A 13,576-nucleotide genomic window follows, 5' to 3' on the forward strand; every position below is an offset into this window, starting at 1 on the left:
AGTGCGTGTGGTTGACGCCTATGGCCTCAACCTTTGACCTGTTTTAGGCCTTGGGTGAGGTGCGTCGAGCTAACCAGGCACCAGCTGCGATAATCGCAGCACCAAAGGCAGCGAGGATACCTACGCCGAAACCACCGGTCATCGGTAGTTCTGGGGTCGTATCTTTTAAGTTCTCAATCTTGCCGCCGTTGATTGGAACCAGATCGCCTTGGATTGACTGAGCCTTGGTCAGTGTGAACTCAATAGGCTCAGCGAGCAGTTCAAAATCAGCTGGGGACTTTGTCTCAACCAAGCAATATGACTCATATTTGTTGGGTTGTCCCGAGTTATCTGTCCAATCGTTGACGTGTAGACCGTTGAAAGTCACCACACCATTGCTGTCCGAGGTTGCAATAGCGTCCGCCTTATTGATCTGTGCGATATCGAGCAGGTCAGCATCCAGCGCGCTCTTCGAGCACTCTTGACCGTTCTTAACACCATAGACTCGGAATTCTGCGCCAGCGAGCTTGTTGTCTGTGTTGCCAGCTTCAACCTTTTCGAAAGTGATACCCGCGTAGTAGGTCTTCACCTTATCGGTTGTCTGAGGCTCTTTATCCTGATTCGTCCCTGGCTTATTTTCGATAACATCCGCGGTGTTTTCAACAACTCCGTTTGTATCGTCTTTGACCGTCGCAGGAATCGTTGCCACAACTTCTTGATTATTCGCTAGCTTGTCTAGGCCAGCAGGTGTGAAGGTAATAGTCACGAGATTTCCGGTTACCGTCACGGTGTAATCAGTACCAGCGGTAAAACCTGCAACCAAGACTGCATCCGCAGCGGGTGGGGTTAATTTCGCATCGAGCTCATCGGTGATGACAAATTTGGTTCGATCCTGCTTGGCACCCACTGCTTGAGCATAGGCTTTGATTGTATAAACAATCGTATCGCCTGCATTCATTCCGGAGTCGACGACTTCCTTAATGGGTTTCTTCGACGAGTAGTTCTTAGGGTATGCAATAGGATTGTAGTTCCAGCTGGTTCCACCTTGACCGGCATTATCCTGTGTCATTGGAATGAATGCGATAAAAGGTTGAGCCTTGCGGAAGGTAACTCCAGCCAGCGTTGGAGTGGTGGTTTCCACCACGAGGTAAGCGCCGAGTTCCAGATTCTCGAACAGAGCCTGACCGGCAACGCCGGCTGCGCCAGTAATGACCTCATCGCCAACCTTGTCTACCTTGCTAAGATCGGCTTCCTCACCGCTGAGGTAATCTGCGACGTTTAGGCCTGCAGCGTTTTTAAGTCCCTCATTGGTTGTGAGGTCAACACCTTTGATCTTGTAGATTGTAAAGCCCGCACCATCGAGGGCTTCGCCCTTGACTTGATCATCAGCGTTACCCGTTGGGGTTCCAAGCGATTCTGGATCTTTTTTCTTGTGCAGGGTCAGTGAGCCGGTTTGAGTGGGGTCAATGAGGGCTGCGCTCGCAGAGGTCGAGGCTCCAGAATTTGAGCCGCCAGTATTGGATTGGGCTAGGGCACCCGGAGCTGATATACCGAGCGAGAGGCCGACGATGGCCGCGAAAGTTACGGAGCGGGCCGTACGGGAATATTTGTGCATGTGAACTGTCCTTAGATCAGTGGATTGAGTGCAAATGTGATCACCCAACGAGAGGAACTTGTGTCTGCCCCTCCTCCCCAACGTCAAACCTGATCTGCATAGTGAGATCGATATGAGCTGCGGTGGAAGGGCAAGGCCGTGGGTAGCATATTAACTACACTCAGGTAGCATATTGGCTACACGTAGCGTAATGTGCTACTTTGTGATGAGAATCACTTATATTTCGGGGGTGTTAACCCGCCTCCTCACCAGCCAAATCCCCTGACAGCATGAGGTTTTAGGATTTCACCACACCGCCCCCCCCCTAACCTGGCCGCTATGGCAGCCCCCCATTGAGGAGAGTGCACACAAACAGGCCAAGACTGTCCACCTTCCCCTGCTATGTATATGCCTCCAGGGCACACCCCCGCCCCTGATCTCAGAGAGTCCAGCAACGTATGCACATATTTCCAACCACCACTGTTCAAAGACGCACAGGGAATAGCTAGAGCACTAGCCTTGTTCATACGAGCTAGATACCAACGCACTCAACGCGTCACTGGTTACCACGATGGTCTTGATGTACCCGTAATTGGCCGCGCACATCGATGTGAACCGAGTACAGATGGCCTTACCGCATCGACGCCAAAGCTCACCTGATATCGGCTCCCCCTCAAGTCGCCGAAGAGTATGGCATATAAATCCAATGAACCCTACGACGAGTACAGCCAGGTCACAGCACGTCAGGAGATGCGTGCAGCCATGAGTGATTGCTGGAACCCACCCCTTGTAGATTTGCACCATGTCAGAGCAATCCACCTGATTTTTCACCATCGCGCACCTTGTCACTGCACGCCGGTATCTTTCTACCTCTCGGCGCAGCTCATTGTCCTTTTTAAAACTCCACCACCTGACCGCAGATCTACTACCCCACGAGCGGGCATTTAGTGGACAGAGAAAAATATCTAGTGTGAAGCCCTATATTTTCGTCCCTTTATTGGGTAAATTCTTCATATATGGCTCAAATAGCTGCGCACAACGATCCGAAGGCCCGCTCACGTAATGCTTCACCACCAAAAAGAAGCAATATCAAAATGTTTCTCGCGGTTATATTAATTCTTATCGGAGTAGGCGTTCTGGTTTACCCCGTCGTGGCTACTCAGTGGAATAACTGGCAGCAGCAGCAAGCAGCTGATGAATATGCCAAGTTGGAAAAGGCGGCCCCTCCTGAGATGCTCGATACCGCATGGGAGGATGCACTCCGCTACAACCTGGAGCGCACAGGCAATTCTGGCTTCACAGACGCGTGGCGGGCTATAGCGGACGAAACCTCCCCGGCATACCAGCAATATCTGCAGTATCTATCACAATTGTCGGATACTGATGCCATGGGCCAGATCATGATTCCGTCGATCAAGTCAAAATTACCCATCTATCACGGCACTGGACCACATGCCCTTGACCGCGGTGTTGGGCACCTATTTGGAACAGATCTACCGATCGGGGGCGACAATCGCCACTCCGTATTATCCGCACACACTGGGATTCAAACCGCGACCTTGTGGGATAACTTAATCAACGTCAAAAAAGGTGAGGTCTTCTATATCGCGGTATCCGGCCACAAACTGAAATATCAAGTAGATATGATCAAAATTGTAGAGCCTGATCATTTGGATGATCTCGGCCGCGAAAACGGTCGTGATTTTGTCACTCTTGTTACGTGTACACCCTACGGAATTAATAGTCACCGCCTGCTAGTTCGGGGACACCGGGTACCCATGGATAAGAACGAGTCTAAAGTATTCGAAGCCTCTCAAATAGTGTGGCAGTGGTGGATGTGGGCCCTCATAGCTGCCGCAATCATTATCATACTGACACTCTTAGCGTGGCTTATGAAAGGCACTCGACGTGCGGGCAGGCACACCGCACTATGAGCTGATTTTTTGCTCAGGCTTCTCAGTACTAGCAATAGCCCAGCCTGAACCAGTGCAACCAGAGGTGGCTGATCGCAGTAGCGCATCTATCCCTAGGTCCACTCACATCTATGCAAAGCCACATACTCGAGGTACTCCTGAGGGCGGGGACCAGAACCCGCATAGCGGCCTTTTGTCGGTAGCATCGACTCGCCCACACTGCGCTCGATGGTCGTAGCAAGCTCAACGAAATGAGCAAAACTCCCGGGCAGATAACGCTCAACGTTCTCTTAATACATCGGAGTAACCGGGGGCAATGTTGACTAGAGATCACAAGGGCGCCCCCACTCCACATACAACCCCCTTATGGTCTTAATGGATTCACCATTAAAGCCCTCTCCCCGATCAGGGAGAGGGCTTTAAAACCGAGCTATAGAACTTTAGTTCTTAGCCGAGGTAATTCTTCTGAATGGAGGGATCCACTGGAACACCAGGGCCAGAGGTAGAGGACACGGTGACCCTCTTGATATAAATGCCCTTAGCAGAGGAAGGCTTCAAGCGGTTGATCTCATCAATCAAAGCGCCGTAGTTCTCGGCGAGCTTCTCTGCATCGAAGGAGGCCTTGCCCAAGATAGCATGAAGGTTTGCAGCCTTGTCCACGCGGAAAGAAATCTTGCCGCCCTTAACCTCCGAGATGGCCTTGGCTACGTCGGTGGTCACGGTGCCGGTCTTAGGGTTTGGCATCAAACCACGAGGGCCGAGTACGCGAGCCACGCGTCCGACCTTAGCCATTTGATCGGGGGTTGCGATGGCAACGTCGAAATCGGTCCAGCCGTCGGTGATCTTCTGGATCAGCTCGTCGGTGCCCACGAAATCAGCGCCGGCAGCCTCTGCCTCGGTAGCCTTTTCGCCTGCGGCGAAGACGGCGACGCGCACGGTCTTACCAGTGCCGTGTGGCAAGGAAACAGTACCGCGAACAAGCTGATCAGCCTTGCGGGGATCAACTCCCAGACGGATAGCCACGTCAACGGTAGCGTCGAAGTTTTTTGACGAGGTCTCTTTAACAACCTCGAGGGCCTTCAGTGGCTCGTACAGACGATCTTTGACGATCTTTTCCGCGGCGGCCTTATAAGCTTTGGATGACTTGCTCATGATAGATCCTTCTCTCGATAGATATGAGGATGGTGTGGTGAGTGGGCCGAAGCGAGCCCTTCCACTGTATATACAAATATTTATCACCTCAGCCCTTAGAGGAGGACTCCAGGTGAAGGGTGGTAAGAAAACTTCTAGGGCTTATTCCTACCACCTTTAAAGAGGGAAAGTATTACTTAACCTCGATGCCCATGGAGCGGGCGGTGCCGGCGATAATCTTGGCTGCAGCCTCGATATCGTTGGCGTTGAGGTCTTCCATCTTGGTCTGGGCGATCTCGCGCACCTGATCCATGGTGACGGAAGCGACCTTATCGGTGTGAGGAACACCGGAGCCCTTCTTCACACCCGCAGCCTTGAGCAGCAATTTGGCTGCTGGTGGGGTCTTGAGCTTGAAGTCGAAGGAACGGTCTTCGTAGACGGTGATCTCCACAGGAACAACGTTGCCGCGTTGAGATTCAGTGGCAGCGTTATAAGCCTTACAGAACTCCATGATGTTGACGCCGTGAGCACCAAGTGCTGGGCCAACTGGAGGAGCTGGGTTAGCAGCGCCAGCCTCGATCTGTAGCTTGATCAGGCCGGTGACCTTTTTCTTTTTCTTTGGAGCCATCTTTACTACCTACTTCCTATGTTAACGCTAAGCACCCCTGGTCTTTGAGGAATCCGCAGGACCAACGTGTGGGGGATGTATTACCCAAGATGGTGTTGGTAATACCCACTTGCGCCCGGATGCCCCGCGAAGAATTGCCTTTGACGGATTATTCAACGCTCAAAGCCACCGGTTAAAATTTATGGTGTATGCGCATCAAAAGACACGCGGGATACCACTCTACAGGTCAGTGAAATATTTATCAAAGCCCAGCACATATATGCTTTTGCCCCACCATAGAGGCGGGGCCAAAGCGTTGATCTTTTCCCTAGATCGCTATACGTTCATGGCGGTGCGGGGTTGACCAAGTTAACCAAGTTAACCAAGTTAACGGAGTTAACTGAGTGAGCCAGAGCGAGTTAGCTAATCTTTTCCACCTGGTCCACATTGACTTCCACTGGGGTTTCGCGGCCAAAGATGGAAACGAGAACCTGCAGCTTTGCATTATCTGCATCGATGGAAGAAATAGTGGCAGATACACCCGCGAGCGCACCGGTGAGGATGGTGACAGCCTCGCCTTCTTCAAAGTCCACGGTCACCGCGGGCTTGGAGGTGTCTAGTGGCATCTCCACCACCATCTCTCCCTCGGCCTCAGCTTCGGCGGCGGTCGCAGCATGAGCAGACTCTTGTGGCATGAGGAATTTAGCAACATCGCGGTGCTTGACCGGAGTGGCATTGCCCTCATTGCCCACGAAGGAAGTCACACCCGGGGTTTCGCGCACCACGGACCAGGCACGATCGTTGATATCCATGCGCACGAGAACGTAGCCTGGTAGCAATTTCCGCTTAACTACCTTGCGCTTACCATCTTTGATCTCCACCGCTTGTTCCACCGGAACCACAATCTCGTAGATCGAATCTTCTACCTCGAGGGTCTGAGAGCGCATATCAAGGTTGGTTTTCACCTTGTTTTCGTAGCCAGAATAGCACTGGATGATATACCAACGGCCGGGTTGCTTTTTCAGTTCGCGGGTAAAAGCACGCAGACGAGCCTTATAATCGCCCTCTTCATGACCGGGGACGTCCGCGCCTTCTGATACGGGGGTTTCACTTAATTCGTCGAGGGACTGCGAGGCAGGCTCTACCAGTTCCGGGGTGGTCTCGGGCAGTTCAACCTCTGCTTCGGCAAATACATCGCCGAAGGTATCTGGAGTTTCATCGCTCATGGTCATCTTCTCGCTTTCAATTGGGCTTTTATATGAGTTGCTATAAAGAGTAATCGTGGGAGCCTACGCCGCAGCTTGATTATCGTGGCGGCGTGTCCCACGTCCCCAGTATGGGGCGGTGTGGGACGGTATGGGAAAAATTATCCCGCCCTCACCTCGAATTGGAAGCTATTATTTCGCTTCTATTTTTTAGAGGTTACGGCGGGAGAAATATTAGGTTATGTACTACTAAAAACGATCCTAGCGGTGCGTGAGAACCTTCTCAACTCCCAAGCCTGCAAGGAAGTCCACACCAGCGACAAGAGCGGTTAAGGCGATGAGGAAAGCGAAAACAATGAGGGTGTAGTTAACCATCTGACGTGAGGTTGGCCAGATCACCTTCTTCATTTCCGAGCCTACTTCAGGCAGGAAGGAAACAACGGCATTAGCTTTCGAGGAGGTCGGTTCTGCGGCCTCGGCAACTGGCCGCGGTTGCTTTTTCTCATAATCAGCAGTGGAGGTTGTGCTGACACCGGTCAGCTGACGCTTACCCGTAGGGCGTGCGGCACCGCCTGGCGTTGGCTTATCTTCGCTCACGCGACTCTCCTCAAAAAAATTTTATTAGTTGGAAATGTATAGAATGCTACGTCGCGTGGATATTCATCCACCCGCAAGAGCTTAACTATATCAAAGATCCACTGCTATCCCATTACTCTCACCCTTACGGGGAGGTCGAGCGCCCATCAGGGCTCTACCGGTGGCATAAATGGAGGCCATGCTTAACAAGGGGTGGGGGCAATAAAAATGAGCCCCCTGACAGAATCGAACTGTCGACCTTTTCCTTACCATGGAAACGCTCTGCCGACTGAGCTAAGGGGGCACTGCTTCGATGGAACAAGCAGATCATGTATCTGTGCTCTTAGTCGCAGCGTGGATCAGATTACAGATATATTAAATTTTTTACAAATTATCCCCATCCTCCCAGTTCAGAGAGGGTTACGGAAGCAAAAAAGCACCAACCTCTTTGATGGAGGATGGTGCTTTTTCATCTTGCAGGGGCGACAGGACTTGAACCTGCAACCTACGGTTTTGGAGACCGTTGCTCTACCAATTGAACTACGCCCCTATTTATCTTTAGTGATATTGAAAATAGTACACGATAAAGTGTTTTTTCTTCGTCACCGTAGCGATGGCGAGAATTGAACTCGCGACACAGCGATTATGAGTCGCTTGCTCTACCACTGAGCTACACCGCCATACCTGATTCTTTGGGTTCAAACAAAGAAACAGAGCCCCCTGACAGAATCGAACTGTCGACCTTTTCCTTACCATGGAAACGCTCTGCCGACTGAGCTAAGGGGGCAGATCTCAAGAATAGGATCGATAAAAAGGTAATACCATATCGATCGTCTCGGGAACTGCGAATACTCTAACCCGATCCCAAGCTAGAAAACAAATCGCCTGCTCATCGGATCAAAAATGAAGATAATAAGAAAAACCCCACCGTGTTAGTGAACAAACGGTGGGGTTTGAATCTGTGCCAGGTAGAAGATTCGAACTTCTGTAGGCAATGCCGACGGATTTACAGTCCGCTCCCTTTGGCCGCTCGGGCAACCTGGCGTGCAACACTTTCGTGGTGCGCTTAAGTACCTTACTATATACCCGCTAGCAAACTACAAATCGCCACCTTAACAACCCTATTCTCAGGTTCTCTGGGGAGAACAGCCAACCTTAGCCAACGCGCGCCACTGTAAGGCGCGCTAGCGTGCGCAACGCCTCGGTGGTGGAATTTTGGGGCAATAAATCTAGATTCTTTTCGGCCACCGCCATAAAGCGATGAACATCCGCAAGCGCTTTGTCACGCCCCTTCGACTTTCCCAGTAGTGTCAAGGCGCGGGCGATCTCCTCATCGCTACGCAAAGGGCCAGTAAGAAGGAGGCGTAATTCCTCCCCGATTACAGAATCTTCCTCGAGGGCGTAGAGCACCGGCAAGGTGAATACTCCCTCACGCAGATCCGTTCCCGGCGTCTTACCGGATTGGGAAGAATCAGAGAAAATATCGATAATATCGTCAACGATCTGGAAGATCATACCAATCGCGGAACCGATGGCTTCTACAGCTTTTAGGGTCCTCTCATCGGCACCGGAGTGCAGGGCCCCCAAATAGCCCGCCGCTGCTATGAGAACGCCCGTTTTCTCGTCGATGACCTTCATATAATGATCAACCGCATTACTCTTACCAGCACCGAGAGTTTCCCGCATCTGCCCGGTCACGAGACCACCAAAGGTTTTGGCGAAGTGGGCTACAGTATCGGCCCCTAATTCCGCCATTAGCCGCGAAGCGTGAGCAAGCAGGATATCGCCGGCGAGGATGGCAATCGAATTAGTCCACCGTGCATTGGCCGATTCCACCCCACGGCGTTGAGTTGCCTCATCCATCACATCGTCGTGGTAAAGGGTAGCCAAGTGCGTCATTTCAATAACGATGGCGGCTTTGACGACATCATCGTTCATGGGGTTGGGCCCGTAATTGGAGGCTAGTAACGAAAACATGGGGCGAAAGCGTTTGCCGCCCGCTTTAGTTAAATGCATGACTTTGTCGGTGACAAAATCTTCGCCTTTATTGAGTTCTGCCCGCAGCGTGGCCTCGACTCGAACCATTCCTTCGGCGATTTGCTCGTTGAGAGCATTATCTCCCAGATCGAGGCGTGTACCGATAGCAGAATCACCAGTATGTTGGCGAAGTTCGGCACGGTTGCTCATGCTTTATCTACCTTCTTTTTGTCACAGCCGGTGCGAAGAGTGGTGAGGACAGGAAAGTTAAAGAAATTCTCATATCACCACACCACTTTATCCAACTAACCCCTCAACCGTAGCCGAAACTCGGCCCTTTACATATCCGTGGGGTGGCTAAAGGGCTAGAACCCTTGCAAGAATGGGAACGTGCAAGAAAAAAGGTTAGCAACAGATATTCTCATCATTGGCGCTGGACCCGCCGGATCAAGCGCCGCCCTCTATGCCGCGCGCGCAGGCTATTCCACCATCCTCGTGGACGCCTTAGACTTCCCGCGCGATAAAACCTGCGGAGACGGTCTCACACCGCGGGCTATTACGCAACTAAAAACCCTCGGACTGGCCGAGGATATCTTAGACCGCTACCACTCCAAGGGATTGAAATTACACGGCTTCGGCGGCGATATCACAGCCCCGTGGCCGGATGGCAGCTTCGGGGATCAAGGCTCAGCGATGCCCCGGCGCGAATTCGATCACCTTCTTTTCACCAAAGCTCAGACAGAGGAAGCGGTTAGCACCATTACCGGGGCTGCGGCTAAAAAAGTGGAGTTCTCCTCCTCGCGGATTAGCCAAGTGGAACTCTCAAACGGAACTATTATTAGCCCGCGCTTCGTCATCGTCGCCGATGGCGTGCGCTCTACTTTCGGAAAATTGCTGGGCAGGACGTGGCATAAAGATAATGTGTACGGGATCGCAGCGCGTTCCTACTGCACAACCGAATATTCTCATGAACAGTGGATTCACTCCCACTTAGAACTCACCAGCCCCGATGGCGTCACCCAACCTGGCTACGGGTGGATCTTCCCCCTTGGTAACGGATATGCCAATGTGGGATGTGGCGCACTATCAACAGAGTCTAGGCCGGCGCAGATCAATACCAAGAAATTGCTCTCCCACTATATTTCTTCCTGCGAAAAAGAATGGGGTTTCGGAGATCCGGAGAATATCGCCTCCGCCCTTCTACCCATGGGTGGATCGGTGTCTAATGTGGCTGGAGCGAACTGGATGCTCATCGGCGATGCCGCCGCTTTGGTTAATCCGCTCAATGGAGAGGGCATTGACTACGGGATGGAATCAGCGGAGTATGCCATTGGAATCCTCGATGAGGCCAAGGATTTTACGCTGATGTGGCCAGATCTCCTCGGTCAGCACTACGGTGAAGCTTTCCTCCTTGCGCGAACTGCTGCGAAATTACTAACCTATCCCCGCTTGCTTGATTATCTTGGCCCAATTGGCCTAAGGCGGCCACTGGGCCCGATGCTCATGCCCGCGGCGGCGCGTCTTATGGGTAACCTTGTCACCCCTGAGGATCAAGACCTTATTGCCAGGCTCTGGCGTAGCGCAGGCGCTACCATCAAACGTTATTCCGCCGCCCCTACCCTGTGGTCGTCGACTGTGCCCACACGCTAGGCCCTGAGTAGATCTAGGTAGGACTGGGTGGCCCTGAGTAGGCCAGGTAGCCCCAGGTAGGCCCTGGGTGGGCCTTGGGTGATATTAGCTGGCCTCCGCTGGCTTATAGGCGCAATGCAAAGCCACAATGCCAAAGGTGAGGTTAGTCCAGGTACAGTCACTCCACCCGTTGGCATCGATAGCGCTGGCTAATTCCTTCTGCTTGGGCCACGCCCTGATGGTCTCAGCAAGGTATTCATAACTGTCAGGGTTCGAGGACACAACCTTAGCTATCGCCGGTAATAGCCGCATGAGATACTCAATATAGAAGGTGCGGAAAATTGGAAGCGTCGGAGTAGAAAACTCCGCGACCACCAAGCGCCCCCCTGGTTTGGTCACGCGTGCCATCTCCCGCAAACCGGCTTGGTAATCGTAGATATTGCGCAGCCCGTAGGAGATAGTCACCGCATCAAAGGTGGCATCGGGGAACGGGAGTGCCATACCATCGCCGCAGACCTTAGGCACGGCCCTCTTCTCTCCGGCAGCTAACATTCCTTGGGAAAAATCACAGGCTATAACCCACGCCCCGGAGCTGGCCAGCTCCTCGGTGGACACAGCGGTCCCCGCGGCGAGATCTAGAACCCTATCGCCTGGGCCAATACCTAAGGCCTGCCTCGTGCGGCGACGCCAGCGGCGGTCCTGGCCGAAACTTAAAACCGTATTGGTGAGATCATATTTCTCCCCCACTTGATCGAACATGCGCGCTACATCGAGGGGTTTTTTATTCATATTTGCCTTAGCCACGCCTTAAAGTCTAACAAGGGCGGATCACGATTGCGCAGCAGCTCTTAGCGCCTGGCTGCTAATTGACGCAAAATGAAACGTCGGAAAGCAAAAAGCAAAGCCGCAATAATGTGCACTACTACCAGCGCACTGAATGCTGGAATAATGGCCAGCGTCCAGGTGCGGCCTTCCACTTTAGCCAGCTCAGGATTAGAACGGGCGTAGGTGATCCATACCCGCTGCCCTACACCCAAACCAGATGGATAAAGCAAACCCGTGCGCGGAGAATGATAAACCCCTTCTTCATCCTGGTATTCAATTGCCGTTTCCAACGCCGATACCGAAGTCACCCGCGCCAGTGCACGGCCTGGATCCTTGCCAATCGCATAATCATTGAGCATGGGGCCGATGAGCATAGCCACGCACCCAATAACAGCCGCGAGATAAATCAGAACTAGCACACGCCTACTCATTCGACGCGCGACAGCCGGATGATAAACGGGGCGACGAGCACTCAAGCGACCAGACATACCGCTTAAGTCTAGTCCCGTGCGCTAAAACGAACCTTCTGCTGCAATTCTTGGTGCATCACCCGGCGCGTATCGCGCACCGTCTTCGCCTCAATGATCTTTATTCCCGGCTGCTCACCGGCATCATCGAGGGCACGCAATAACTCCGCTAAAGAATCGACCCTCTCATAGTCATAGCCATAGGCTGCACTTAACGCTTCGATATCCACCCCGTGGGTTGTACCAAAGGCGAGCTCGAAACCTGGGGCATAGGATTGATCGCCCACCTCAATGGTTTCAAAAATGCCCCCGCCATCATCATTAGCTACCACGATGGTGAAATTCTCGGCTACCGGTGAATAGACGGGAGTAAGCAGCCCCCCACAATCGTGGAGGAAAGTGATATCACCCACCAAAGCCAGAGTATGCGGGGCCCTAATGAGATCGGGTTCGCGCGCCTGCACGGCCAAAGCGATACCGGTTGCCTGCGAGAGATTGCCATCAATACCAGCAGCACCCCGTGGGGTATACAGGTCCACCCCGTCAAAGGGGGCACCGACAAAGGATATATCTCGAACCGGATTGGAGGGTCCGATAAAGAGGGTATCGCCTACCCCAACGGAATCCGCTACCGCTGCGGCCACATGCAACCCTGTAAAGCCGTAGTCGGGGTGGGCGATGGCCTCCCGCACCGCCTCGATGGCGAGCTCGCTAGCGGCGAGGCAGATTTTTATCCACTCTGCACTGACCTCACCGGCCGTTTTAATGCGGCTGCCGCACTGGGCCTCCCGGCGCGCCGGGTTGGTCAGCTGCGCGGTCCGCGAGAGGATAATGAGCTCAATTCTTTCATCGTGAAGCAGATTCATTACCTCGCGGTGCAAGGTGGGGTGACCCACCACCACGACTTGTTCTGGCTTAGTTTCCACCACATACCCATCTGCTGATACGTGGGTGCTATGGAATAGGCTGGCGGCTAGGGGGTGCACTGGGTGATAGGGTGCCGGTGCGGAGGGTTCAGCGATGGTGGGCACGTCTTCGAGCCCAGGGACGCGCCATGCTTCATCACCCGCGATGACGAGGGTGCGCTTGGAGAGGTCAAGAATAACCTCCCCATGGTCGACTCGTTTAATTCCTCCCTGCACCTTTTCTACCGGGGGTTCCCCCGGAGGCATTGAATCCACCAGGGGCTGGGCGAAATGACAGTTGATATGGACAAAGGTGTGCTCGAAAGCCGTATCGAGGGCGCCGATATCAGCCTGGGTTGAAATGTCGATCGTGGGTTGGCCAAAAATCTGGTGCTGATCAATAGTTTGATTAGCTCCTGTTCCCACCAGATATCGCGGCCGATCGGCTGAGATGATGGCCAACGGGGTATGGGAATGCAGCGATTCGATCACCGCTGGGTGGCAGTTGGCTACGGCAGAGCCTGAGGTCATGAGCACTCCCACATGGCGGCCCGTGGCGCGCGCCATGCCGAGAGCGAGGAAAGCGGCAGAGCGTTCGTCGATACGCGAATGGATGCGGATATCGCCGCGCGCAATCAACGCTAGAGAGAGGGAGGAATTACGCGAGCCTGGGCAAATCACAATATCGGTGAGGTGCCGCGCTAACTCGCGCGCAATCTCGCGGGCGAGTTCAGGGCTAGAAAGATCCGCATTATTCATGCGATCGAT

At 53.1% G+C, this 13,576-nt stretch carries 11 protein-coding genes and 5 tRNA genes; 2 read left to right on the forward strand and 14 right to left on the reverse strand.

Features of this window, described 5'->3' with window-relative positions; all coding sequences use genetic code 11:
• Positions 1 to 43: 43 nt before the first annotated feature.
• Positions 44 to 1,594 carry a SpaH/EbpB family LPXTG-anchored major pilin gene (locus tag NXT01_RS03635; RefSeq protein WP_259077527.1) on the reverse strand — a complete coding sequence of 517 codons (1,551 nt, stop codon included), beginning with the start codon at positions 1,592 to 1,594 and terminating at the stop codon, positions 44 to 46.
• 995 nt (positions 1,595 to 2,589) lie between these two features.
• On the opposite strand from NXT01_RS03635, the gene NXT01_RS03640 reads away from it, so the two are divergent.
• The gene (locus NXT01_RS03640) at positions 2,590 to 3,507 is read left to right on the forward strand and encodes a class C sortase (protein WP_396124716.1); all 918 of its coding nucleotides are present in this window, start codon (positions 2,590 to 2,592) and stop codon (positions 3,505 to 3,507) included.
• Positions 3,508 to 3,933: 426 nt separating this feature from the next.
• Here the strand turns inward: NXT01_RS03640 and rplA are convergent, their stop codons facing one another.
• The 10 genes from rplA to NXT01_RS03690 all read right to left on the reverse strand — a co-directional run bounded on the left by rplA (position 3,934) and on the right by NXT01_RS03690 (position 9,192).
• On the reverse strand, positions 3,934 to 4,638 hold the full coding sequence (gene rplA, locus NXT01_RS03645) for a 50S ribosomal protein L1 (protein WP_259077530.1): 705 nt from the start codon (positions 4,636 to 4,638) through the stop codon (positions 3,934 to 3,936).
• Positions 4,639 to 4,810: 172 nt separating this feature from the next.
• Positions 4,811 to 5,245, reverse strand: a complete 435-nt coding sequence (gene rplK / locus NXT01_RS03650) for a 50S ribosomal protein L11 (protein WP_259077532.1) — start codon at positions 5,243 to 5,245, stop codon at positions 4,811 to 4,813.
• 398 nt (positions 5,246 to 5,643) lie between these two features.
• Positions 5,644 to 6,450: a transcription termination/antitermination protein NusG gene (gene nusG / locus NXT01_RS03655; RefSeq protein WP_259077538.1), complete on the reverse strand. Its 807-nt coding sequence runs from the start codon at positions 6,448 to 6,450 to the stop codon at positions 5,644 to 5,646.
• Between the two features lie 240 nt (positions 6,451 to 6,690).
• Positions 6,691 to 7,026 (reverse strand): preprotein translocase subunit SecE, encoded by a 336-nt coding sequence (gene secE / locus NXT01_RS03660; protein ID WP_259077539.1) that lies wholly within the window; start codon positions 7,024 to 7,026, stop codon positions 6,691 to 6,693.
• Between the two features lie 210 nt (positions 7,027 to 7,236).
• Positions 7,237 to 7,309, reverse strand: a tRNA-Thr gene (locus tag NXT01_RS03665).
• A 173-nt stretch (positions 7,310 to 7,482) separates the two neighbouring features.
• A tRNA-Trp gene (locus NXT01_RS03670) sits at positions 7,483 to 7,555 on the reverse strand.
• A 58-nt stretch (positions 7,556 to 7,613) separates the two neighbouring features.
• Positions 7,614 to 7,685 (reverse strand) — tRNA-Met (locus tag NXT01_RS03675).
• A gap of 34 nt (positions 7,686 to 7,719) precedes the next feature.
• A tRNA-Thr gene (locus tag NXT01_RS03680) sits at positions 7,720 to 7,792 on the reverse strand.
• 175 nt (positions 7,793 to 7,967) lie between these two features.
• Positions 7,968 to 8,049: transfer RNA gene (locus NXT01_RS03685), tRNA-Tyr, on the reverse strand.
• 111 nt (positions 8,050 to 8,160) lie between these two features.
• Complete coding sequence (locus NXT01_RS03690; RefSeq protein WP_259077540.1) at positions 8,161 to 9,192, reverse strand: polyprenyl synthetase family protein; 1,032 nt, start codon at positions 9,190 to 9,192, stop codon at positions 8,161 to 8,163.
• Between the two features lie 180 nt (positions 9,193 to 9,372).
• Between NXT01_RS03690 and NXT01_RS03695 the strand changes: the two genes are divergently transcribed.
• Positions 9,373 to 10,632 (forward strand): geranylgeranyl reductase family protein, encoded by a 1,260-nt coding sequence (locus tag NXT01_RS03695; protein WP_259077541.1) that lies wholly within the window; start codon positions 9,373 to 9,375, stop codon positions 10,630 to 10,632.
• An 84-nt stretch (positions 10,633 to 10,716) separates the two neighbouring features.
• Here the strand turns inward: NXT01_RS03695 and NXT01_RS03700 are convergent, their stop codons facing one another.
• Genes NXT01_RS03700 through menD form a run of 3 tightly spaced genes read right to left on the reverse strand, consistent with a single transcriptional unit; the run spans position 10,717 to position 13,567 of the window.
• The gene (locus tag NXT01_RS03700) at positions 10,717 to 11,400 is read right to left on the reverse strand and encodes a demethylmenaquinone methyltransferase (protein WP_396124725.1); all 684 of its coding nucleotides are present in this window, start codon (positions 11,398 to 11,400) and stop codon (positions 10,717 to 10,719) included.
• 59 nt (positions 11,401 to 11,459) lie between these two features.
• Positions 11,460 to 11,924, reverse strand: a complete 465-nt coding sequence (locus NXT01_RS03705) for a DUF3592 domain-containing protein (protein WP_259077544.1) — start codon at positions 11,922 to 11,924, stop codon at positions 11,460 to 11,462.
• Between the two features lie 11 nt (positions 11,925 to 11,935).
• Complete coding sequence (gene menD, locus NXT01_RS03710; protein ID WP_259077811.1) at positions 11,936 to 13,567, reverse strand: 2-succinyl-5-enolpyruvyl-6-hydroxy-3-cyclohexene-1-carboxylic-acid synthase; 1,632 nt, start codon at positions 13,565 to 13,567, stop codon at positions 11,936 to 11,938.
• Positions 13,568 to 13,576 lie beyond the last annotated feature (9 nt).

The organism is Corynebacterium sp. ES2775-CONJ (assembly GCF_024814515.1).
Classification (GTDB): Bacteria; Actinomycetota; Actinomycetes; order Mycobacteriales; family Mycobacteriaceae; genus Corynebacterium.